At 64.0% G+C, this 20,840-nt stretch carries 21 protein-coding genes; 11 read left to right on the forward strand and 10 right to left on the reverse strand.

Translation table 11 applies throughout. The features are described 5' to 3' along the window. Positions 1-22: 22 nt before the first annotated feature. Positions 23-457 carry an ester cyclase gene (locus GJ695_RS12570; RefSeq protein WP_154365177.1) on the reverse strand — a complete coding sequence of 145 codons (435 nt, stop codon included), beginning with the start codon at positions 455-457 and terminating at the stop codon, positions 23-25. Positions 458-550: 93 nt separating this feature from the next. Between GJ695_RS12570 and GJ695_RS12575 the strand changes: the two genes are divergently transcribed. Beyond that, positions 551-1,468 carry a LysR family transcriptional regulator gene (locus tag GJ695_RS12575; RefSeq protein ID WP_154365179.1) on the forward strand — a complete coding sequence of 306 codons (918 nt, stop codon included), beginning with the start codon at positions 551-553 and terminating at the stop codon, positions 1,466-1,468. Here GJ695_RS12575 and dkgB read toward each other — a convergent pair. Genes dkgB through GJ695_RS12590 form a run of 3 tightly spaced genes read right to left on the reverse strand, consistent with a single transcriptional unit; the run spans position 1,465 to position 3,692 of the window. Further along, on the reverse strand, positions 1,465-2,268 hold the full coding sequence (gene dkgB, locus GJ695_RS12580) for a 2,5-didehydrogluconate reductase DkgB (protein WP_154365181.1): 804 nt from the start codon (positions 2,266-2,268) through the stop codon (positions 1,465-1,467). The two genes, GJ695_RS12575 and dkgB, sit on opposite strands and share 4 nt — an antisense overlap. Then, positions 2,265-2,672, reverse strand: a complete 408-nt coding sequence (locus GJ695_RS12585) for an SRPBCC family protein (protein ID WP_154365183.1) — start codon at positions 2,670-2,672, stop codon at positions 2,265-2,267. The genes dkgB and GJ695_RS12585 overlap by 4 nt, the downstream gene beginning before the upstream one ends. A gap of 3 nt (positions 2,673-2,675) precedes the next feature. Further along, a complete protein-coding gene (locus GJ695_RS12590) occupies positions 2,676-3,692 on the reverse strand; it encodes an aldo/keto reductase (RefSeq protein ID WP_154365185.1) in 1,017 nt (338 codons plus the stop codon). A 102-nt stretch (positions 3,693-3,794) separates the two neighbouring features. Here GJ695_RS12590 and GJ695_RS12595 point away from each other — a divergent pair, with 102 nt between their 5' ends. Genes GJ695_RS12595 through GJ695_RS12605 form a run of 3 tightly spaced genes read left to right on the forward strand, consistent with a single transcriptional unit; the run spans position 3,795 to position 6,568 of the window. Continuing rightward, positions 3,795-4,694 carry a LysR family transcriptional regulator gene (locus GJ695_RS12595; protein ID WP_154365187.1) on the forward strand — a complete coding sequence of 300 codons (900 nt, stop codon included), beginning with the start codon at positions 3,795-3,797 and terminating at the stop codon, positions 4,692-4,694. A 45-nt stretch (positions 4,695-4,739) separates the two neighbouring features. Further along, entirely contained in the window at positions 4,740-5,756 is a 1,017-nt protein-coding gene (locus GJ695_RS12600) for a M14 family zinc carboxypeptidase (RefSeq protein ID WP_154365189.1), read from the forward strand. Beyond that, a complete protein-coding gene (locus GJ695_RS12605) occupies positions 5,753-6,568 on the forward strand; it encodes an alpha/beta fold hydrolase (protein ID WP_154365191.1) in 816 nt (271 codons plus the stop codon). Before GJ695_RS12600 ends, GJ695_RS12605 begins: the two co-directional genes overlap by 4 nt. Here the strand turns inward: GJ695_RS12605 and GJ695_RS12610 are convergent. Beyond that, positions 6,510-7,433, reverse strand: a complete 924-nt coding sequence (locus tag GJ695_RS12610; RefSeq protein WP_166455134.1) for a LysR family transcriptional regulator — start codon at positions 7,431-7,433, stop codon at positions 6,510-6,512. The genes GJ695_RS12605 and GJ695_RS12610 overlap by 59 nt on opposite strands. Before the next feature lie 111 nt (positions 7,434-7,544). Here GJ695_RS12610 and GJ695_RS12615 point away from each other — a divergent pair, with 111 nt between their 5' ends. Genes GJ695_RS12615 through GJ695_RS12625 form a run of 3 tightly spaced genes read left to right on the forward strand, consistent with a single transcriptional unit; the run spans position 7,545 to position 9,296 of the window. Continuing rightward, the gene (locus tag GJ695_RS12615; RefSeq protein ID WP_154365195.1) at positions 7,545-8,294 is read left to right on the forward strand and encodes an SDR family oxidoreductase; all 750 of its coding nucleotides are present in this window, start codon (positions 7,545-7,547) and stop codon (positions 8,292-8,294) included. A 3-nt stretch (positions 8,295-8,297) separates the two neighbouring features. Beyond that, positions 8,298-9,008, forward strand: a complete 711-nt coding sequence (locus tag GJ695_RS12620) for a pirin family protein (RefSeq protein WP_154365197.1) — start codon at positions 8,298-8,300, stop codon at positions 9,006-9,008. Between the two features lie 12 nt (positions 9,009-9,020). Next, a complete protein-coding gene (locus GJ695_RS12625; protein WP_154365199.1) occupies positions 9,021-9,296 on the forward strand; it encodes a YkgJ family cysteine cluster protein in 276 nt (91 codons plus the stop codon). Positions 9,297-9,302: 6 nt separating this feature from the next. On the opposite strand, the gene GJ695_RS30390 is transcribed toward GJ695_RS12625, so the two are convergent. After that, positions 9,303-9,425: a hypothetical protein gene (locus GJ695_RS30390; protein ID WP_267874264.1), complete on the reverse strand. Its 123-nt coding sequence runs from the start codon at positions 9,423-9,425 to the stop codon at positions 9,303-9,305. A 123-nt stretch (positions 9,426-9,548) separates the two neighbouring features. On the opposite strand from GJ695_RS30390, the gene GJ695_RS12630 reads away from it, so the two are divergent. Together GJ695_RS12630 and GJ695_RS12635 are read left to right on the forward strand one after the other, a co-directional pair. Beyond that, the gene (locus GJ695_RS12630; RefSeq protein WP_154365200.1) at positions 9,549-10,445 is read left to right on the forward strand and encodes a LysR substrate-binding domain-containing protein; all 897 of its coding nucleotides are present in this window, start codon (positions 9,549-9,551) and stop codon (positions 10,443-10,445) included. 5 nt (positions 10,446-10,450) lie between these two features. Next, positions 10,451-11,149 (forward strand): substrate-binding periplasmic protein, encoded by a 699-nt coding sequence (locus GJ695_RS12635; protein WP_166455121.1) that lies wholly within the window; start codon positions 10,451-10,453, stop codon positions 11,147-11,149. Here the strand turns inward: GJ695_RS12635 and GJ695_RS12640 are convergent. Genes GJ695_RS12640 through GJ695_RS12655 form a run of 4 tightly spaced genes read right to left on the reverse strand, consistent with a single transcriptional unit; the run spans position 11,146 to position 17,557 of the window. Further along, positions 11,146-13,365 carry a glycoside hydrolase family 3 N-terminal domain-containing protein gene (locus tag GJ695_RS12640; protein ID WP_154365205.1) on the reverse strand — a complete coding sequence of 740 codons (2,220 nt, stop codon included), beginning with the start codon at positions 13,363-13,365 and terminating at the stop codon, positions 11,146-11,148. The two genes, GJ695_RS12635 and GJ695_RS12640, sit on opposite strands and share 4 nt — an antisense overlap. After that, positions 13,362-15,263 (reverse strand): glycoside hydrolase family 2 protein, encoded by a 1,902-nt coding sequence (locus GJ695_RS12645; RefSeq protein ID WP_154365206.1) that lies wholly within the window; start codon positions 15,261-15,263, stop codon positions 13,362-13,364. Before GJ695_RS12645 ends, GJ695_RS12640 begins: the two co-directional genes overlap by 4 nt. A gap of 20 nt (positions 15,264-15,283) precedes the next feature. Further along, entirely contained in the window at positions 15,284-15,664 is a 381-nt protein-coding gene (locus GJ695_RS12650) for a 5-carboxymethyl-2-hydroxymuconate isomerase (protein WP_154365208.1), read from the reverse strand. A gap of 9 nt (positions 15,665-15,673) precedes the next feature. Continuing rightward, on the reverse strand, positions 15,674-17,557 hold the full coding sequence (locus tag GJ695_RS12655; protein WP_154365210.1) for a hypothetical protein: 1,884 nt from the start codon (positions 17,555-17,557) through the stop codon (positions 15,674-15,676). Positions 17,558-17,727: 170 nt separating this feature from the next. Here GJ695_RS12655 and GJ695_RS12660 point away from each other — a divergent pair, with 170 nt between their 5' ends. Together GJ695_RS12660 and GJ695_RS12665 are read left to right on the forward strand one after the other, a co-directional pair. After that, the gene (locus GJ695_RS12660) at positions 17,728-18,549 is read left to right on the forward strand and encodes an NAD-dependent epimerase/dehydratase family protein (RefSeq protein WP_154365212.1); all 822 of its coding nucleotides are present in this window, start codon (positions 17,728-17,730) and stop codon (positions 18,547-18,549) included. A gap of 31 nt (positions 18,550-18,580) precedes the next feature. Further along, positions 18,581-20,773, forward strand: coding sequence for a glycoside hydrolase family 88 protein (locus tag GJ695_RS12665; RefSeq protein ID WP_154365214.1), 2,193 nt, complete (start codon positions 18,581-18,583; stop codon positions 20,771-20,773). Positions 20,774-20,840 lie beyond the last annotated feature (67 nt).

Consider the following 20,840-nt stretch of genomic DNA (forward strand, 5'->3'; position numbering starts at 1 on the left):
GACCTGGCGCAGGCGCTGAACATCAGGCCTTCGGCCAGGCGTCCACCTGGTGCAGCATGCCGAACCAGTCCTCCAGGTGCCAGGTATGCGTGATGCGGTCCTCGGTCAGCGCGTGGAATTCGTGGATGGCGATCGCGATCGGCTTGCCGGTGGCGGGAATGCCGAAGAATTCGCCGCGATGCGTGCCGGTGATCTGCGCGCGTACCGCCGCGCGGCCGTTGTGGCCAAATATGTCCTGCACCGTGATCTTCACATCCGGGAAGGCGGCGGCAAACATGGCGATGATCGGCTTCATGCCCTCGCGGCCCGGCTGCTGGCCGGGGCCGAGCGGAATGTCCTGCCAGTCCTGCACCACCGCCAGTTCGAGCAGATCGGTATTCTGCTCGTTGAAGGCGCGGTAGAGATTTTCAATGGCTTGCTGCTGGGCCGTGGTCAGGCCGTTGTCCTGCATGGTCATGATGGAGCTTTCTTTAAGTGAGCGACCTGCCCACTTTAGCAACGCGCCACACCATCGTCCAATCGATAATGGATATGCAGTATTATCCATGCCATGGATTTACATGGAATCGACCTCAACCTGCTGGTGGCCTTCGACGCGCTGATGTGCGAGCGGAACGTCACGCGTGCGGGCGTGCGCATCGGCCGCACCCAGCCGGCCATGAGCGCGGCCCTGTCGCGCCTGCGCCTGCTGCTGAAAGATGAACTGTTCGTGCGCAGCGCCACCGGCTTGCAGCCGACGCCGCGCGCGGTGGAACTCGCCGGGCCGCTGGGCGAAGCGCTGGCCAGCATCCGCAGCACGCTGGACTTCACGCAGGCATTCGATCCGTCGCGCGCGGTCATGCGCTTCACACTGGCGCTATCGGAACATCCCGCTTTCAAGGTGCTGCCGGCATTGCAGCAGCGGCTGGCGCAGCAGGCGCCGGGCGTCACGTTGCGCATCAAGGCCTACACGGCGCGGGAAGATGCGCTGACGCTGCTCGACGCAGGCGAGGCCGATGCCGCCATCAGCGTCCCGGCCAGCAAGACGCCGCGCATTCCCACCATGCCGCTGTTCGAGGAAAATTTCGTCTGCATCGCGCGCAGGAATCACCCGCTGACGAAAAAGAAAATGACGCTGGACGCCTTCCTGGCGTACCGCCACCTGCTGGTGTCGCCGGAGGGCGATGGCGTCGGCCTGGTCGATACGCAGCTGGCCAAGCTGGGGCGCAAGCGCGACGTCGCCATCATGCTGCCGCAGTTTTATGTGGCGCCCTCCATCATTGCCAACAGCGACCTGCTGGCGACCATGATGACGGGCGTGATCAAAACCAGCGGCCTGCGCGACGACCTTGCGCTGCTGTCGCTGCCCAGGGAAATCGCATTGACGCCGGTGCCGTTCGTACTGCATTGGCACCGGCGTAATGATGCACATCCGGCCCAGCGCTGGCTGCGGGAGCAGATCGCGCTGGTGTGCAGGGCTAAAGCTTAGTCCCAGGCCGGCGCCAGACCTTGTGGGCTGGTCAGGCGCTCGTTGCGATCCAGCGCGGCGATCTGCGCCATGTCGTCGTCGCTCAAGCGCAGGTCCAGCGCCTTCAGGTTGCCATCCAGGTTGGCGCGCTTGGTCGACGATGGAATCACCGCATAACCCAGCTTGATCGCCCAGGCCAGCGCCACCTGCGCCGGCGTGGCGTTGTGGCGGTCGGCGATTTTCTGGATCACCGGATCGCCCAGCACTTTGCCGTAGGCCAGCGTCATGTAGGACGTGATGTGGATGCCATGCTCGCGCGCGAACTCAACCACCTTGCGGTTTTGCAGATACGGATGCAGCTCGATCTGGTTGGTGGCAATCGCTTCCGCGCCCACCGCATCGATCGCCTGCTGCATCAGCTCCACCGTAAAGTTGGAGACGCCGATCTGGCGCGTCAAGCCTTGCGCCCTGGCTTCCGCCAGCGCCGCCATGAACTCGGCCACCGGCACTTCGCCACCCGGCGATGGCCAGTGAATCAAGGTCAAATCGACATAGTCGGTGCGCAGCTTGGCCAGGCTCTCCTTCAGGCTTGGAATCAGCTTGTCGCGCGACAGGTTGGCGATCCAGATCTTGGTGGTGATGAACAGCTCCGAACGCGGCACGCCGCTGGCGGCAATCGCTGCGCCGACTTCCGCTTCGTTACCATAGATCTGCGCGGTGTCGATGACGCGGTAGCCCGCTTCCAGGCCGTTACGCACCGAATCGATCACCACGTCGCCTTGCAGGCGGAAGGTGCCGATACCCAGTTTTGGGATGCTCATAAACTCTCCTTGAGTGCTTGCAGGCCATCGGTGTAAATACCGTGGAACAGCTGCGTGATTTCTTCCTCGCTGACGCCGACCGGCGTAAAGCTGCCGGACCACTCGACCACCGAAGATGCATCGCCTTGCGGTATCACGCGCAGCGTCGCCAGGTAGTCCCTGGAAGGGAACGGCGCCTTCAGGATCGAATAGCTGTAGTAGCGTTCCTTGTCGTTGAACTGTTCCAGCCGTTCGACGATCGCTTCACCTGCCGGATTGGCCAGGGTGCGCACGCGGCCACCCTCGCTCAATTCGCTCCGCGGGATGTAAGGCAACCAATCGGGCAGCGCATTGAAGCCGCCGATCAGTTGCCACACACGGTCCGCAGCCACAGGAAGCGTAATGCTGGCTATGGTGCTGGCCATGTCTTACTCCTTATCGCCAGGCAGCGGCGCGTCGGCTGCCACCAGCTTTTGGGCGCGCATCTCCTGCCAGAACGCCGACGGAATGACTTCGTTCAGCGCGGCGTGATCTTCCGCGATACGTTCCGGACGGCTGGCGCCAGGAATCACCGCCGCCACCGCGGGATGGGCCAGCGAGAACTGCAAGGCCGCCGCCTTGACGCTGACGCCGTGCTTCTGCGCGATGGCCTTGATGCGCTCCACCTTGGCGATGATGTCCGCCGGCGCCTTCTGGTATTCGAAGTGTGCGCCGCCGGCCAGAATGCCGGAGCTGTAAGGGCCGCCGACCACGATGTCGACGCCGCGCTTGAGCGCCGCCGGCAGTGCGCGTTGCAGCGCGCGTTCGTGGTCCAGCAGCGTGTAGCGGCCGGCCAGCAGCGTGGCGTTGGGCTGCGGCTCGTTCAGGTCCAGCAGCAGTTCCAGCGATTCCACGCGGTTTACGCCCAGCCCCCAGGCCTTGATCACGCCTTCGTTGCGCAAGCGGTCCAGCACGCGGAAGGCGCCGGTGCGGGCGATTTCGAATTGGCCGATCCATTCATCGCCGTAGAAATCCTGCGCCACGTCGTGCACATAGACGATGTCCAGGTGGTCGGTCTTCAGGCGCTTCAGGCTGTCTTCGATCGAGCGCAGCGTGGCGTCAGCGCTGTAGTCGTTGACGATTTTGTTCGGACGGCCGAACTCGAACACGCCGCCCTTCTCGCCCATTTCACGCTTGGCCGGATCTTCGATCTCGTCGAGGATCAGGCGGCCGACCTTGGTGCTCAGTACATAGTCTTCGCGCTTGCGCTTGGCCAGCGCTTCACCCAGGCGCAGCTCGGCCAGGCCGGCGCCGTACAGCGGCGCGGTGTCGAAGTGGCGGATGCCCTGTTCCCAGGCCGCGTCCACCGTGGCCAGCGCTTCGGCCTCCGGAATGTTGCGGAACATATTACCCAGCGGCGCGGTGCCGAAGCCCAGCTTGCCATTCAGTTTTTGACGGATACTCATCTTGATTCCTTTAAGTGATGAAGAAAGTGAGGCAAGTTTAGATTGACTAGGTAAGACTGTCCAAGACATAATTTGCACAACTTAAGTCCACCAAGGTCTGATATGTTAGACATTCGCCAACTCCAATACTTTGTCACCGTCGCCGAAGAAGAACACGTGGGCCGCGCGGCCGAACGGCTGCACATCTCGCAGTCGCCGTTGAGCCGGCAGATCGCCCAGTTGGAAGAAAAGCTGGGGCTGACGCTGTTCGAGCGCAGCCAGCAGCGCATCCGCCTGACCCGCGACGGCCGCACCTTCCTGGCCGAGACCCAGGCCTTCCTGACCCACGCCTCGCGCCTGGAGGGACTGGCCAAGCGCCTCGGACGCGGCGATGAAGGCGGCCTGTGCATCGGCTACATCGAAAACGCCATGCACGCCGGCGTGCTGCCGGCCGGCCTGCGCGAACTGCGCGCCGAACGGCCCAATGTCCACGTCGCGCTCTACAGCCTGCACTCGTCCGAGCAGCTCGAAGGCCTGCGCCAGCGCAGCCTGGACATCGCGCTGGTGTGCGATGCGACGCCGCCCGACGATCCGGACCTGGAGAGCATGCAGGTGCTCAGCGATCCGATGATCCTGGCCATGCCCGAAGGCCATCCGCTGGCGGCGCTGAAGGAAGTGACGCCGGCCGACCTGGCCGGCCAGGAATGGATCGCCGTCCGCCATCAGGAAACCGGCGAGCATCACCACAACTTCGTCGCCACCTGCGTGCGCGCCGGCTTCACGCCGCAGATCAAGATGGAAGCCAGCGAGCCGACCACCGCGCTCGGCCTGGTGGCGGCCGGCCTGGGCGTGGCGCTGGTGCAGCAAGGCTTGCGCCACCAGGCGCCGCCGGGGGTGGTGCTGCGCGAGCTGCCGTGGTTCGGTTACCGCGCGCCGCTGTGGGCGGCGTGGCACCGCGTCAACCTGCGGCCGCTGGTCGCCACCTTCCGCGAAACACTGCTGGAACTGGCGACGAAACGCTGACAATATCGGCTACACTGTCGGTCATATCTTTCTGCGCCGTCCCGTATGCCTGAGAAGAACCTGCCCGAACTGATCACCCTGAAACGTCTGATCGACGAAGGCGGGAAGCATCTTGAAGTCGGCACCTCGTGCACGGTGGCGATGGACGGCCGCCAGTTTCCTGTCTACACCATCGCGCTGGGCAATCCGAGTCCGGACGTGCCGGCGCTCGGCTTCTTCGGCGGCATCCACGGACTGGAACGCATCGGCACCCAGGTGGTGCTGTCGTTCCTCGAGAGCCTGCTGGCGCGGCTGCGCTGGGACAGCACGCTGCACCAGCAACTGGAATCGATGCGGCTGGTGTTCATGCCGCTGGTGAATCCGGGCGGCATGTGGCAGGCCACGCGCTGCAATCCGCAAGGCGTGGATTTGATGCGCAACGCGCCGTTGAGCGCCATCGAGAAAGTGCCGTTCATGCTGGGCGGGCAGCGCTTCAGCCACCACCTGCCGTGGTATCGCGGCGCCGAGGGCGCGCCGATGGAACCGGAAAGCCAGGCCGTGTGCGAATTCGTCGAACGTGAACTGCTGACGCGCCAATTCAGCATGGCGCTTGATTGCCACTCCGGCTTCGGCCTGCGCGACCGCGTCTGGTTCCCGCATGCGCACACCGCGACGCCGATTCCGCACCTGGCCGACATCGGCGCGCTGGAACAGCTGTTCAGCCAGAGCTACCCGAATCACAACTACGTTTTTGAACCGCAGAGCCGCCAGTACCGCACCCATGGCGACCTGTGGGACTACCTGTACCTGAACGGCACCAGCGACAGCGACCGCGTGTTCCTGCCGTTGACGTTGGAGATGGGATCGTGGCTGTGGGTGAAGAAAAATCCGCGCCAGATCTTCGACCGCATCGCCATGTTCAACCCGACCGCGCGCCACCGCTTGCAGCGCGTGCTGCGCCGGCACCTGGTGCTGTTCGATTTCCTGATGCGCGCCGCCAACAGCCACGGCCGCTGGCTACCGGAAGGCATGGCGCGCACCGTCCAGCACCGCCGCGCCCTGACACAGTGGTATCACACATGAACACCTGGGTACTGCTGCGCGGCCTGATGCGCGAGCAGCGGCACTGGGGACGCTTTCCTGGCCAGCTGTCGGAAGCGCTGAAGGACGCCGTCATCGTCACGCCTGACCTGCCGGGCAACGGCCAGCACCACGCACTGCGCAGCGCCACCACGGTGGCGGAAACGGTGGAATTCTGCCGCGCCGAATTGCGCGCGCGCGGCGTGCCGGCGCCCTACTCGCTGCTGGCGCTGTCGCTGGGCGGCATGGTGGCGGTGGAATGGGCCAGCCGCTATCCGCAGGAGATCGCGCGCTGTGTGCTGATCAACACCAGCATGCGCCCCTACAGCCGCTTTCACCAGCGGCTGCGCTGGCAAAACTATCCCTCGATCCTGAAGCAGCTGTGGCAAGGCGGCGTGGAAAACCAGGAACGCCTGATCCTGCGCCTGACCAGCCGCGAAGGCGATGCGGCCGAACGCGAAGGTCTGCTGAAGCGCTGGCTGGGTTATCAGCGCGAATGCCCGGTCACGCGCAACAACGCGCTGCGCCAGTTGTGGTCCGCCGCCCGCTTCCGCGCGCCGCCGGTGCGGCCGCAGGTGCCGCTGCTGGTGTTGAGCAGCGCCGGCGACCAGCTGGTCGATCCGCGCTGCTCCGCCAACCTGGCCAGCGCCTGGCAGGCCGATCACGCCGTGCACCTGAACGCCGGCCACGACCTGCCGCTGGACGCCGGTGAATGGGTGGCGCAAACGGTGGCCGACTGGCTGGCCATGGATGGCGCTAGCGGCGGCCGGCCAGTTGCCACGCCGGGTCCGACAGGTGTTCGGCGAGGAAGTTAGCCAGCGCCTCCACCTTGGCCGGCTTGGCGCGCGCCGACGGCCGCACGAAATACAGGCCGCCGGTGGCCATCGACCACTCCGGCAATAGCGGCTGCAACTGGCCGCTGCGCACATACTCGGCCGCCATGAATTCCGGCAGTTCGCAGATCGCCAGGCCGGCCAGCACCGCCGGCACCAGTGCATCCGCATTGTTCACCCGCAGCGGACCGTTCGGCGTGATGCTGACTTCCTCGCCATCCGCACTGGTGAAGCGCCAGGCCGCGCTGCGCGCGCGGTAGGCGTAAGCCAGGCAGGCATGCGCGCCGAGTTCCGACGGATGCGCCGGCGCGCCATGCTTCGCCAGGTAGGACGGCGCCGCCAGCAGCACCTGCGACACGGAACACAGCTTGCGCGCCACCAGCGCCGAATCGGGCAGCACGGCGATCCGCAGCGCGGCGTCGAAGCCTTCGCCGACCAGGTCGACCGACGCATCGGACAGGTGCAGGTCCACCGACACTTCCGGATAGCGCGCGAAAAACGCCGGCAACAGCGGCGCCACCCAGCGCAGGCCAAACGACATCGGCGCCGCGAACTTGATCAGGCCGCGCGGCTGCACCGACATCTCGCGCGCCGCGCTTTCGGTGGCCTCGGCGTCGCGGTACATGCGGCTGGCGCTCTCCGCCACGGTGATGCCGAACTCGGTCAACGCCAGCTGGCGCGAACTGCGGTTGAGCAGGCGCGCGCCCAGGCGCTCCTCCAACCGGCTGACGCCGCGCGACACCGTCGCCACCGACACGCCCATGGCGCGCGCCGCCGCCGCGAACGACCGCTCCTCGGCCACCTTGGCGAACATCGCCAGACCTTCAAAATCTGGAATTTTTGATATCGACATATTTGCAATGATAGTTTGCGATTGCTTCTATTTTAAAACATCCGATCCCTGCGTACCATGTCTACATCGAGCAGCACTTCTCAACCACGACAAGGAAACGACATCATGAAACTCGCAAACAAAATCGCACTGGTTACCGGCGGCACCACTGGCATCGGCTTCGCCACCGCCCAACGCTTCGCCGCGGAAGGCGCCACCGTCATCATCACCGGCCGCCGCGAAGCGGAACTGCAAGCCGCCGCCGAAGCGATCGGCCACGGCGCCACCGGCCTGCGCATCGACTCGACCAGCATGGCGGACCTGGACCGCCTGTACGCCACCATCGAGCAGCGTCACGGCCGCCTGGACGTCCTGTTCGCCAACGCCGGCGGCGGCACCATGCTGCCGCTGGGCGCCATCACCGAAGAGCACTATCACGACACTTTCGACCGCAACGTCAAAGCCCTGCTGTTCACGGTGCAGAAAGCCATCCCGCTGCTGTCGAAAGGCGCTTCCGTGATCCTGACCGGCTCCACCGCCGCCACCATGGGCACGCCGGCCTTCAGCGTCTACGCCGCCTCCAAAGCCGCCGTGCGCTCCTTCGCCCGCAACTGGATCCTCGACCTGAAAGACCGCGGCGTGCGCGTCAACACCATCGTTCCCGGTCCGGTCCGCACGCCCGGCCTGGTGGACCTGGCCGGCCCGGACGCCGCCCAGCAGCAAGGCCTGCTGGATTACCTGGCAACCCAGGTGCCGATGGGCCGCGTCGGCGAAGCGAGCGAAATCGCCAGCGCCGTCACCTTCCTGGCATCGGACGACGCCAGCTTCGTCAACGGCGCCGAGCTGTTTGTCGACGGCGGCCAGGCGCAGGTGTAAGCCATGATCGCGCTCCGTCCCTACGCAACGCTGGCCGGCCGCGACGCCGGCTGGCTCAAGGCCCGGCTGCACTTCCGCTTCGCCGGCATGGGCAAGCTGGAATATGGTCCGGTCGGTCCGCTGCACGTGTGGAACGACGACGAATTCGCGCCGGATTCGGGCTTCCCGATGCACGCGCACCGCGACGTCGAAATCATCACCTACGTGCGGCGCGGCGCCATCACCCATGCGGACAGCCTGGATAACCAGAGCCGCGTGGTAGCCGGCGACGTGCAGGTGATGAGCGCCGGCGACGGTATCGTCCACTCGGAACACAACAATGAAGCCGAGCCGACCTTGCTGTACCAGATCTGGCTCAAGCCAAGGGAAACCGGCGGCACGCCGTCATGGCAAACACGGCGCTTTCCGCAGGCCGACCGCAGCGGCAAGCTGACCGTGCTGGCCAGCGGGTACGCCGACGACCAGCAACACGGCGCGCTGCCGCTGAAGGCCGACGCCCGCCTGCTGGTGGCCAAGCTGCGCGCCGGCGACCGCGTCACGCACACCATGAACGGCGATGCCTATCTGGTGGCGGTGGATGGCCGGCTGCAGCTCAACGAGATGGAACTGGCGGCGCGCGACGGCGCTGCGGTCACCGGCGAAACACAGGTGGTGCTGCATGCGCTGGAAGACACCGAAGTGGTGATGATCGAGGCGCCGCGAAAAACGGCGTAAAATAGCGGCCCTATGCAAAATACGACCGCCCTGGAGTGCCGGCCGAACTGCGGCGCCTGCTGCACGGCCCCCTCCATCACCAGCCCCATCCCCGGTATGCCGAACGGCAAACCGGCGGGTGTGCGCTGCGTGCAGCTGGCGGACGACAACCGCTGCCTGATCTTCGGCCTCCCGGAACGGCCGGCCTTCTGCGGCGGCTTGCAACCGGCCACAGACATGTGCGGCGACTCGCGCGAACATGCGATCCAGTGGCTGGGCGAGCTGGAGCGCGCCACGGCGCCACACTGAAACGACTCAGCGCATCATCACCAGCTGCGCCAGCATTTTCATCAATTCCGCCGAAAATTTGGGCGTCAGCGGCTCCTGCGGCGGCATCTTGCAGGCGGTCTTGGATACGGGTATGGCGGGTTGGGACATGGCAACCTCCTGTAAGAAATACTTGTGCATGGAGTTTTAGCGGTTTATAGGGTATATTTTCCATCGCACTCAAAGTGTTATCAAACGAGTTATTTTCGTCTCCTGCATAAGAAAATCTTAGCCATGAACAAACCGCTGCGCTCGCTGTCCGGCCTGCTCGATTTCGATTGCGCGGCGCGTTGGGGCAGTTTCAAGCTGGCCGCCCAGGAACTGCACAAGACGCCGGCGGCGATCAGCCTGCAGGTCAAGCAGCTGGAGGAGGCGCTCGGCTTCGATCTGTTCTCGCGCCACCCGCGCCACATCTCGCTCACCGAAAAAGGCCAGGAATTCTCGGCCACCGTGCGCCGCATGCTGGGCGACCTGAACACCAAGGTCGCGGCGCTGCAAGGCGGCGACGAGGAAAAAATCCTGCGGCTGTCGACCACGCATTCGCTGGCGATCAAATGGCTGGTGCCGCGCATCGCCCGGTTCACCAAGCTGCATCCGGAACTGGACATCCGCATCGATTCCAGCGACACCATCGCCAACATGGAGGACGGCAGCACCGACATCGCGCTGCGTACCTATGACGTGGTCCGCACCGATCCCGACCTGCTGTTCCACGACCGCCTGGTCGCGGTCTACAGCCCGTCGCTGGTGCTGCCCGGTGAAACCGAGATCACGCTGGCCGACCTGGAACGCTATCCGCTGCTGCACGAATTCACCACCGACACCTGGATCGCGCTGCTGCGGCAGAACAATGCACTGAAGGGGAATTACAATTTTTCTCGCAGCTTCACCAATTTCGCGGTGATGGTGCAGTCGGCGCTGGCGGGCCAAGGCATCGCCTTGGTGTCGCACGCGATTGCCAGCGACGATCTGCGCAGCGGCGCGCTGAAGATGGTAGATTGCGAAAGCGCGCCATATGAGCGCGGCTACCGCGTCATCGTCGCCCGCGACAAGCGCGGCATGAGCAAGATCACCCACTTCCGCGCCTGGCTGCAAGAAGAAGTAGCCGAGATGCAGAAAGGCCTCCAATGAAATCCATGCCAATGATGTTGGTCATGCTGCTGGCCGCGGCGCCCACGCACGCGGCTGAAAAGCCGCCGCTGCGCTACGTCGAAAAAATCGACGCCATGCTCGGCCCCGATCAGCAGAAGCCCAGTCCCTTCCAGCAAAAGATGGGCGCCGCGCTGGCGCGCCAGCTGGGCCGCCAGGTGCAGTTCGTGTCGCTGCCGCGCACGCGCATCATGGCGGCGCTGGAAAGCGGTGATGGCGATGTGTTGTGCAGTTACCTGCCCGAGTGGACGCCCGGTGACGTCGATTGGACGCGCGCCTTCATCCCCGTGGTGGAAGTGCTGCTGACGCTACCGCACGTGAAAGCGCCGGAGTCGATGGAAGAATTGCGCGGCAAGCGCATCGGCACGGTGCTGGGTTTCCGTTATCCGACAATGGAGAAGGCGCTGGGCAAGGACTTCATCCGCGACGACGCGCCAACCAGCACGCTGTCGCTGAAAAAATGGACGGCCGGCCGCTTCGACTACCTGCTCACGCCGCGCAACGTCATCACCCAGCACCTCAACGACGGCATGCTGCCGCCGGGGTATCACAGCCTGACGATCTCCGAGGTGAAGACCAAGTGCGCCGTCTCCCGCAAGAGCAAGATCACCGTCGAGGAAGTCGACGCGGCGATCAATGCGCTGGAGAAGAACGGCGAACTGCCCGGCATCCTCAAGCTGCGCTAGCGCAGCGTCAGCGTGCTTTCCAGGCGGATGTCGTCGGACGCGCTGCCGACCATCAGCTTGAACTCGCCCGCTTCCGCGCCCCACTTCAATTGGCTATTGAAGAAGGACAGCGTGTCGCGGTCGATGGTAAAGCTGATGCGGCGTGTTTCGCCCGGCTTCAGATGCACCTTCTGGAAGCCCTTCAGCTCCTTCAGCGGCCGCACCACGGACGACACCATGTCGCGCAGATAAAGCTGCACAATCTCCGTGCCCTCCACTTTGCCGCTGTTGGTCAGGTCAAACGACAGCGTCACCTTCTGCGTGCCCGACATGGCCGGACTGCTCAACCTCAGGCCGGTGTAATTGAAATCGGTATAGCTCAAGCCGTGGCCGAATGCATAGCGCGGCGTGTTGACGGAATCGATGTAGGCCGATTTGTAGACCACGTTCTTTTCATCCGTAACCGGACGCCCGGTGCTGTACTGCGCGTAGGACAGCGGAATCTGCCCCACACTGCGCGGGAAGGTGATCGGCAACTTGCCGGACGGGTTGTAGTCGCCGAACAGCACGTTGGCGACGGCATTGCCGCCTTCACTGCCGGGGAACCATGCATACACAATGGCGTCCGCCTGTTCGGCAATGGTGTTGAACACCAGCGGGCGACCGGCCAGCATCACCACCACGATCGGCTTGCCGGTGGCCTTCAGCGCCTTGAACAGCGCTTCCTGCTGGCCTGGCAGCGAGATGTCGGTGCGCGACTTGGCTTCGCCGCTCATGTCCCAGGTTTCGCCAACGGCCAGCACGATGACATCCGATTGCGACGCGGTGGCGACAGCGGCCTCAAAGCCTTCGGCCGACGCGCAGCCGGGCGCGCAGGCCTGGGCGTAGCTGATCTCCGCCTTGCCGGCGTGGCCGCGCATGCCTTCGAGGATGCTGACCACCTTGGCGCGTTCGCCCTGCACCACCCAGCCACCTTCCAGGTCGCGCTGCGCGTCGGCCAGCGGGCCGATCACCGCGATGCGTTTGGCGTCACGCGACAGCGGCAGCAGCTTGCCTTCGTTCTTCAGCAGCACGATGGATTTCTGCGCCACGTCCAGCGTCGCGGCGCGGTGCGAGGCGTCGCCCAGCACCGCTTTCTCGCGCGCGGCGTCGGAGTAGCGGTAAGGATCGTCGAACAGGCCGAGTTCAAATTTCTTGGTCAGCACGCGGCGCACGGCATCGTCCAGCGTCGCCATCTTCACCTTGCCGGCTTTGACGGCGGCTTCCAGATGCTGGCTGTAGGCATAACCTTCCATGTCCATGTCGCTGCCAGCGTTGATGGCTTTCACGGCGGCGTCGGACAAGTCGGCCGCATACCCGTGCGGCACCATCTCGCGCACCGAGCCCCAGTCGCTGACCACAAAGCCCTTGTACTTCCAGGCGCCCTTCAGGATGTCACGCTGAAGCATGCTGTTGCCGGTGGCCGGCACGCCGTTCAGCGTGTTGAAGGAATTCATGAAGGTCGCGGCGCCGGCATCGGCGGCGGCCTTGAACGGCGGCAGATACACTTCGTACAGCTGCTGCGTGCTCATGTCGACCGCGTTGTAGTCGCGGCCCGCAATCGCGGCGCCGTAGGCGGCGAAGTGCTTGGCGGTTGCCATCACAGAGTCCGTGGCGCCCAGCTTCCTGCCCTGGAAGCCGTGCACGCGCGCGGTGGCGATCTGCGAACCAAGGTAAGTATCCTCGCCGGCGCCTTCCATCACGCGGCCCCAGCGCGGATCGCGCGCCACGTCAACCATCGGCGCAAAGGTCCAGTGGATGCCGGCGGCAGCGGCTTCCCTGGCGGCGATGTGCGCGGACAGTTCGATCGCGTCCATATCCCACGAAGCGGCTTCGCCCAGCGGCACCGGGAACACGGTCTTGTAACCATGGATGACGTCAAGGCTGAACAGCAGCGGGATCTTCAGGCGCGATTGCAGCGCCAGCGCCTGGATCTCGCGCGTGTCGGCGACGCCGATCACGTTCAGCATCGAGCCGACTTTGCCGGCGCGGATATCGGCCAGCTTGGCCGCGTACTCGCTGCTGGTCGGGCCGGTGAACTGGCGGCCGGACAGCTGGTGCAGCTGGCCGACCTTTTCGGTCACGGTCATCTGCTTCATCAGGTCCGCGACCTTGCGGTCGATCTGCGCATCCTGCGCACTGGCGGTCAGCGCCAGCAGGGCCGCACTGACGGCGGCAGCAATGTGTGGTGTCTTCATTTGTACTGTTGTTGTTTTTGTTCGTAGTAGGACTTCAGCGTGTAGAAGGCTTGCTTCTTCTTGCCGGTCTCCGAGATCAGGCCCTTGCGATTCCAGTAGTCCTGGTAGTAAGGATGCGGACGGCGCGGCGAACGGAAGTCCGCCAGCACCCACGGCGTCATGCCGCGCAGGCCGGGAATCGCATCAAGCAGCTTGAAGGTGTTCTTGTACAGCTGGTCCTGATATTCCTCGCTCCACTTGGTGTCGCTGTCGGCGTGGTAGCCGCCCAGCGCATCGGCGCCGAACTCGGTCACGATCACCGGCTTGTTGTAATTGACCTTGAAGGAGAACTTCAGCATCTCCTTGTTGTTGGACCAGTACCAGCCGGCGTACTGGTTAAAGCTGGCCAGGTCGATCTTCTCGGCGAGCGGATCCTCCACCGTCACCACGTCACCGCTGCGATGCACTTCCAGCGCAGCGCCCACCAAACGGGTGCGGTCCAGCGAACGCACGGTGTCGGCCAGCTTGCCCATGAATTCCGTGCGCACCGGGCTGACCGGCGTCTCGTTGCCGATGGACCAGATGATGACGCTGGCGCGGTTCTTGTCTCGCACAACGAGGTCGGTCAGCTGCTGCTGCGCGTTGGCGTAGACTTCCGGCTTTTCCCACGAGATGGTCCAGTACACCGGCACCTCGGCCCACACCAGGATGCCCATTTCGTCGGCCAGCTTGATCATCTCTTCACTGTGCGGATAGTGCGCCAGACGGACGTAGTTGCAGTCCATCTCCTTGGCCCATTGCAGCATCATGCGCATATCGCCTTCGCCGCGCAGGCGGCCGGGGATCAGCGGATTTTCGTCGTGCAGCGAGATACCGCGCAGGAATACGGATTTACCGTTCAGCAGAATATCGTGGCCACGCGTTTCGATGGTGCGCAGGCCGATGCGGTCATCCAGCTTGTCGGTGGCGCCGGCGATGGACACCGTATACAGCTTCGGATCTTCCGGCGACCAGTAGCGCACCTTGTTCTTCGGCAGCGCGATGCTGACGGCGGCGCGGCCATTGGCGTCGGTGCGCACGCTGGTCTTGATGCCCAGTTCCGCAATCGAGATGCTCACGTCCTGCGCACGCTTGGCGCCGGCCAGCTGCACATAGCCTTCGATGCGGCCCATGTCGCCCTTGGCCAGCTGGATCTGGTAGTCCTCGATATAGGTGTCCGGCGTTTCGGCCAGCAGCACGTCGCGCGTGATGCCGCCGTAGTTCCACCAGTCGGTGTTCACGGTCGGGATATCGTCCTGGTGGCGCGTGTTGTCGGCCTTGACGACGACGGCGTTCTGGCCTTTCAGCAGCTTGCCCGTCACCTCGAACTGGAACGGCGTGAAACCGCCCTTGTGACTGCCGATCTTCTTGCCGTTCAGGTAGACGTGCGCCTCGTAATTGACGGCGCCGAAGTACAGGAAGTAGCGCTTGCCCGCCTTCGGCGCGGCGACGAACTTCTGGCGCATCCACAGCGTGCCTTCGTAGAATTCCAGCTTGGCGTTCTGCGAATTCCAGTCGCCCGGCACCGCCAGCGTCGGCGAGCTGTCGAAATCGTATTCGACCGCGTCGTCCTTGTCCTTCGGCTTGCGGTCGTCATAGAAACCACCGGCGCCGCTCGGCGACTGATCGAACGGCTGGCGGCGATAGTTGTAGAAGCCGGTCTCGTAAGGATCGATGATGTAATTCCAGCGGCCGTCCAGCAGCACGTGCTGGCGGCCGTAGATGTTCTGCAGCGTGGGCGGCTGCCTGGCCAGTTCGGCGCGTGCGCCGGAGCCCTTGTTGGCCTGCGCCTGTCCAGGCGCCTGGTCGTCCTGCGCGCCGGCCGTAAAGCCGACGGCAAGACAGCTTGATAACAGCAGCAGCTTCCACACTTTATGCATTCATGTCTCCTGAAGTTTTTTTAATTGGTGAACTTGCCTTCGTAGCCGGGCGGCGTGGCGTCGATGTGCAGCGTGAGCCTGAGCGGCAGCTTGTCCAGCACCGGCGCCAGGTAGTCGCGCGCCGACGCCAGCAAGGTGTCCCCGATCACCTGCACCAGCTCCGGACTGCGGCCCGGCGTGATGCGCATATTGAGATAGACGAAAGCCCGTCCCTGCTCGCCGTCCGCCACCGCATACTGCGCGGCCGGATAGGCCAGCACGCGCGTGCCGTACAGTGGAAACACCAGCGCGCCGGCCGCGTCTTTCAACGTGACCAGCGTGTGCGACAGCGTCTTGCACAATTCGCCGATGTCCGCATGCGCATCCAGATTGGCGGTGTATTCGATTTTCAGATGCGGCATACCACTCCCTTATTGATACTTGATGCTCCACTTGATCGTCAGCGGCTCCTTCAAGGTCAGCTTGCCGGTGCTGCAGGTCACCAGCGTTTTCATCGCGCCATACGGCGCCATGAAGTCCTTGCTGCCATTGGTCGGCGCGGACTGGCATTGCTGCAAGCCGCTGACACTGTATTCCTTCACATCGCCTTGCGCGAACGTGACGGTATTACCCTGAATAGTAGCCTGATCCGAGAACGACGCGAATTCCAGTGAAATCTTCTCCACTTCCTGCGCGCCCACCGGCGTGTAGACATCGGTGCGGGTCATCATGCCGTGTTCCAGCTTGTAGGTGGTGTGCAGCTTGATGCGCGCGTCCTTCACCGGCGAGCGCTTGCCCAGCTTGTCCAGTTCATCCTGGCGATAGGTGATGGTGTAGCGCTCACCATCCCTGGCGGTCTTGATGTCCTTCAGCCAGGCGGCGGCTATCAGTTGCGAGCCGTCGGCCATGGTGAACTTCGGCAGCAGCTGCGGATGCGCGCTGCCGCTGTCCGACACGCCGGACACGATGCCCTGCGCGAACGGCAGCGGGTAGTAAGGGCTGTTGTCATGCTGGCTGATGCCGCCGTTGATCATGTTCAGGCTGACCACGTGTTTGCCGTCGCGGAAAATCGCCAGCGCGCGGTCGTACTCGCCCTGCGCGAAGGTGGTCACGCTGAACTGCGGACGGGTCTTGTCCAGCCACGCCTGCAGGTCGGCTTTCGGCGACACGTCCTTGAAGCCGGCCTCGTTCCACATCTCGTTGGTGGACAGCAGCTGGTGCAGCAGCGAGAAGTTCTCGCCGAGGATGCGGTGCTTGCCGCGATAGGTATCGGTGCGGCGACCCTTGCCCCACATGTCCAGCGAATGCATGGACGGGTCGTACCAGAAGTCCATGTAGCGCGCCGCCACGCGCGAGGAGAAGGCGTAGGCGTACTGCTTCTCTTCCGGCGTCAGTACGTTCAGGTAGGCGGATACCGACAGGATCTCCACCAGCGCCGTCTCGCCATACGGTCCCAGGCTGCGGCCAAAGCTGAAGCCATCGCCGGCGGTGTTGGAGACGTTCAGCGCGATGTCGGCCGCCTTGCGCAGCAAGCCTTTCAGCTCATCGGTCGGTTGCAGGCCGGTTTCCAGGAAGCGCTCGCAGATCTCGGCGATCAGCAGAATGCTGTAACGGTCGAAGCGCCCTTCGCCGTCGGTCTCGTCGGAGAAGCCGAATTTGCCGGAGTAGGTCTTGTAATGCGTGAGCATTTTCTCCAGCAGCACCTTGCCGGCGCTGTCGTCCTCCCATCCCATCAGCATGCGCAGGCGCGCGATGCTGAAGGCGACGCCGTAGTAATTGGTCGGCAGCGAGATCAGATCCCACTGCGGCGTGACGAAGGTTCGCCAGTCCAGCTGCTTGCGCAGCTTCTCCAGCGTGGCCGGGCTGACGGCGCGTTCCAGCAGGCCGGCCTGCTTCAGCTTCACCAGCGTGCCGATGTAGTAGTAGATGCCCCAGGTGTGGTTGTCCATGCCGACGGTCATGTCGGCGATGTCGCGGTAATCCTTCAGCTTCTGTTCCAGCGTCGGATCGTCCTTCGGCGTGTTGAGCAGCACATGGCCCAGGCCCGCCGCCACTTTCCCCGGCAGGAATTTGTCGCCGCTCTTGAACGGCGAGGTGCCGTCCATGACGATGCCCTCTTTTTCCGTCGCCAGCTTCTTGAAGAAATAGTCCAACTGCTTGTATGCGTTGTCCTGCACGATGCGGTTCATCGGTGTGGTCGCCAGCGGCGGCACGTAGTTGGCGGGCGTGACCTGGGTGGGAATCTGGGCGACAGCGGCGGAGGCGGGAGCGAAGGCCAGCAGCACCGCCAGCGCGGTGGAATTCAAGGATGTCATGTGGTGTCTCAATTTTTATGGAAAACGTTTTACGGATGGTATGTGATTTTTTTGTCGAGGTAAAGCGTGGACTGGCGCAACGAAGTTAAACGATTAGATTGACCTCAGAACGAAAATGGTTATACTTGCGATTAAACGTTTAACCAACAAGCCAAACACAGACCAAAAACATGACCACTACTTCAAGCGCAAAACCTTTCAAACGCATCCTGCTGACCGGCGCCGGCGGCGGCCTGGGAACCATTCTGCGCGAGAGCGCCAAGGCCTGGGCGGATGTCGTCCGCCTGAATGACGTCAGGGACCTGGGCCCGGCGCGCGCAGGCGAGGAAATCGTTATCGGCGACCTGGCCGACCGCGACAAGGTCATGGCAATGATGGAAGGCGTGGACGCCGTGCTGCACTTCGGCGGCATTTCGGTGGAAGACAAGTTCGAACCGATCATGAACGCCAACATCCTCGGCCTGCACCACCTGTACGAGGCGATCCACAAGTGCGGCGTCAAGCGCGTGATCTACGCCAGCTCCAGCCACGTGGTGGGCTACTACAAGACCACCGACCTGGTGGACGCCAGCATGCCGCTGCGCCCGGACGGTTTCTACGGCGTGTCGAAAGCCTTCGGCGAAGCGCTGTCGCGCTACTACTACGACCGCTTCGGCACCGAGACCGTTTGCCTGCGCATCGGCTCCTCGTTCCCGGAACCGAAGAATCCGCGCATGATGGTCACCTACCTGGCCTACGAAGACCTGGTTGAACTGATCCGCTGCTCGCTGTTCACGCCGCGCGTCGGCCACACCATCACCTTCGGCACCTCGGACAACGCCGTCAAATGGTGGGACAACAAGCACGCCTCGCACCTGGGCTACGTGCCGCAGCACAGCTCCGCCGACTACGCCGGCAACTTCCCCGACAGCGCCGACTACCCGGCCGCCGGCGATGCGCCAACGATTTACCAGGGCGGGCCGTTCGTGACGGCCGGCCCGATCTACAAATAAAAAATACATAGCCATCACGGAGACAAACCGCATGACCTCATCGCATCTGCGTATTGCAGTACTGGCCGCCGTGGCGGCCATGTGCCACACCGTTCCCGCCTGGGCCGCCGACACGCCTGCCGTGCAGGCGGCTTTACCGTCGGCGGCCATCAATCCCAAGGCCGTGCTGTCCACCATGGAGCGCGTGGCCGACTGGCAGCTGGCCAATCCCAGCAAGCACCGCCCGGACGACTGGACGCAGGCGGTGGGCTACAACGGCATCATGGCGCTGGCGAACATCTCGGGCAGCAGCAAGTACCGCGATGCGATGATCGCCATGGGCGAAAAGAACAACTGGAACCTCGGCCCGAATCACTACCACGCGGACGACCACATCGTCGGCCAGACCTACGCCGAGCTGTATCTGCAAACGCACGATCCGAAGATGATCGCGCCGATGCGCGCCGGCTTCGACGACATCCTGGCCAACCGCCGCAACGGCACGCTGGAATTCACCGTCAAGGGCAACCAGGACCGCTGGTCGTGGTGCGACGCGCTGTACATGGCGCCGCCGGCCTGGCTGCGCCTGTGGGCCATCACCGGCGACCAGCGCTACCTGGACTTCGCCATCAGCGAATGGTGGGTGACCTCCGACTACCTGTACGACAAGGAAGAACACCTGTACTTCCGCGACTCCAACTACTTCGACAAGCGCGAAGCCAACGGCAAGAAGGTCTACTGGGGACGCGGCAACGGCTGGGTGATGGGTGGCCTGGTACGCGTGCTGCAATACCTGCCGGAGAATCATCCGGAACGCGCGCGCTTCGTGCAGCAGTACCAGGACATGGCGGCCAGGCTGCTGACGCTGCAGCAGCCGGACGGCCTGTGGCGCGCCAGCCTGCTCGATCCCGATACCTATCCGATGAAGGAGTCGAGCGGCTCGGCCTTGTACGCCTATGCCTTCGCCTGGGGCGTCAACCAGGGCCTGCTGGATGCCAAGTCCTTCAAGCCGGCGGTGCAGAAGGCGTGGACCGCGCTGGTGGCCAACGTCCAGCCGGACGGCAAGCTGACGCACGTGCAGCCCATCGGCCTGGCGCCGAAAGTCTTCGATGACAACTTGACCGAAGTCTATGGCGTCGGCGGCTTCCTGCTGGCCGGCAGCGAGGTGTACCGCATGGCGGTGCTGGAGAAAACCAAACCGCAGACCGTCAGCGTGGCCAATCCCACCGGCGGCGTGCGCGGCGACGAGCTGGCCGAAGCCACCATCGGCAAGGGCATCAGCAAGCCGGTGGTGATGGATGCCGCCACCTCGGCCATTCTCAACTCGCAGGTGATCGGCAAGCAGATCGTGTTCCCGGTCAACCTGGCGGCCGGCGAAACGCGCCGCTACCTGGTGCTGCCGGCCGAGCGCCTGGCCGCCGTGCCACCGGCCGACGTCAAGACGCATGCGCGCTTCGTGCCGGAACGTCTGGACGATTTCGCCTGGGAGAGCGACCGCACCGCGCACCGCGTCTACGGCCCCGCCATCATCAACGATCCGAAGGAACACCTGATCAGCAGCGGCGTGGACGTATGGGTCAAGAAGGTGCGCACGCCGGTGGTCGACAAATGGTATAAGCGCGGCGAGTATCACCACGACATCGGCGAAGGCCTGGACTTCTACGACGTGGGCCAGAGCCGCGGCTGCGGCGGCACCACCATCCTGGCGGACGGCAAGCTGCATAATTCCTCGAACTTCAGCAAGTGGAAGGTGCTTGCCGACGGCCCGCTGCGCTCCGTGTTCGAGCTGACCTATGCCGACTGGGACGCCGGCAACGGCCGCAAGGTCTCGGAGGTCAAGCGCTTCTCGATTGACGCCGGTTCCAACATGACGCGCGTGGAAACCCGCTTCAAGGCCGCCGGCAAAGACCCGCTGACAGTCGGTGTCGGCATCGCCCAGCGCGACGGCCAGGGACATTACACCGCCGACGGCGAGCAGCATCTGACCAGCTACTGGCAGCCGCCCCACGGCGATGACGGCAACATCGGCTGCGGCGTGATCCTGCCCGCCGGCGCCGACAAGTTCGATGTGATCGACAAGCAGCAACTGACGATCGCCAACACCGCACCAGGCCAGCCCTTTGTCTACTACTTCGGCGCCGGCTGGAGCAAGAGCGGCGACTTTGCCGACGCCGCCGCCTGGGACGCCTACGTCCGCAGCTACGCGCAAAAGCTCAAAGCACCGCTCAAAGTCACCACCCAGTAACCGTCCCGCCGGTCGTCCACCAGACGCCGGCGGATTTTTTCAACCCTGCTATGGAAGCGCTACCACA

This window comes from Duganella alba, assembly GCF_009674495.1.
GTDB classification, from domain to species: Bacteria; Pseudomonadota; Gammaproteobacteria; order Burkholderiales; family Burkholderiaceae_D; genus Rugamonas; species Rugamonas alba.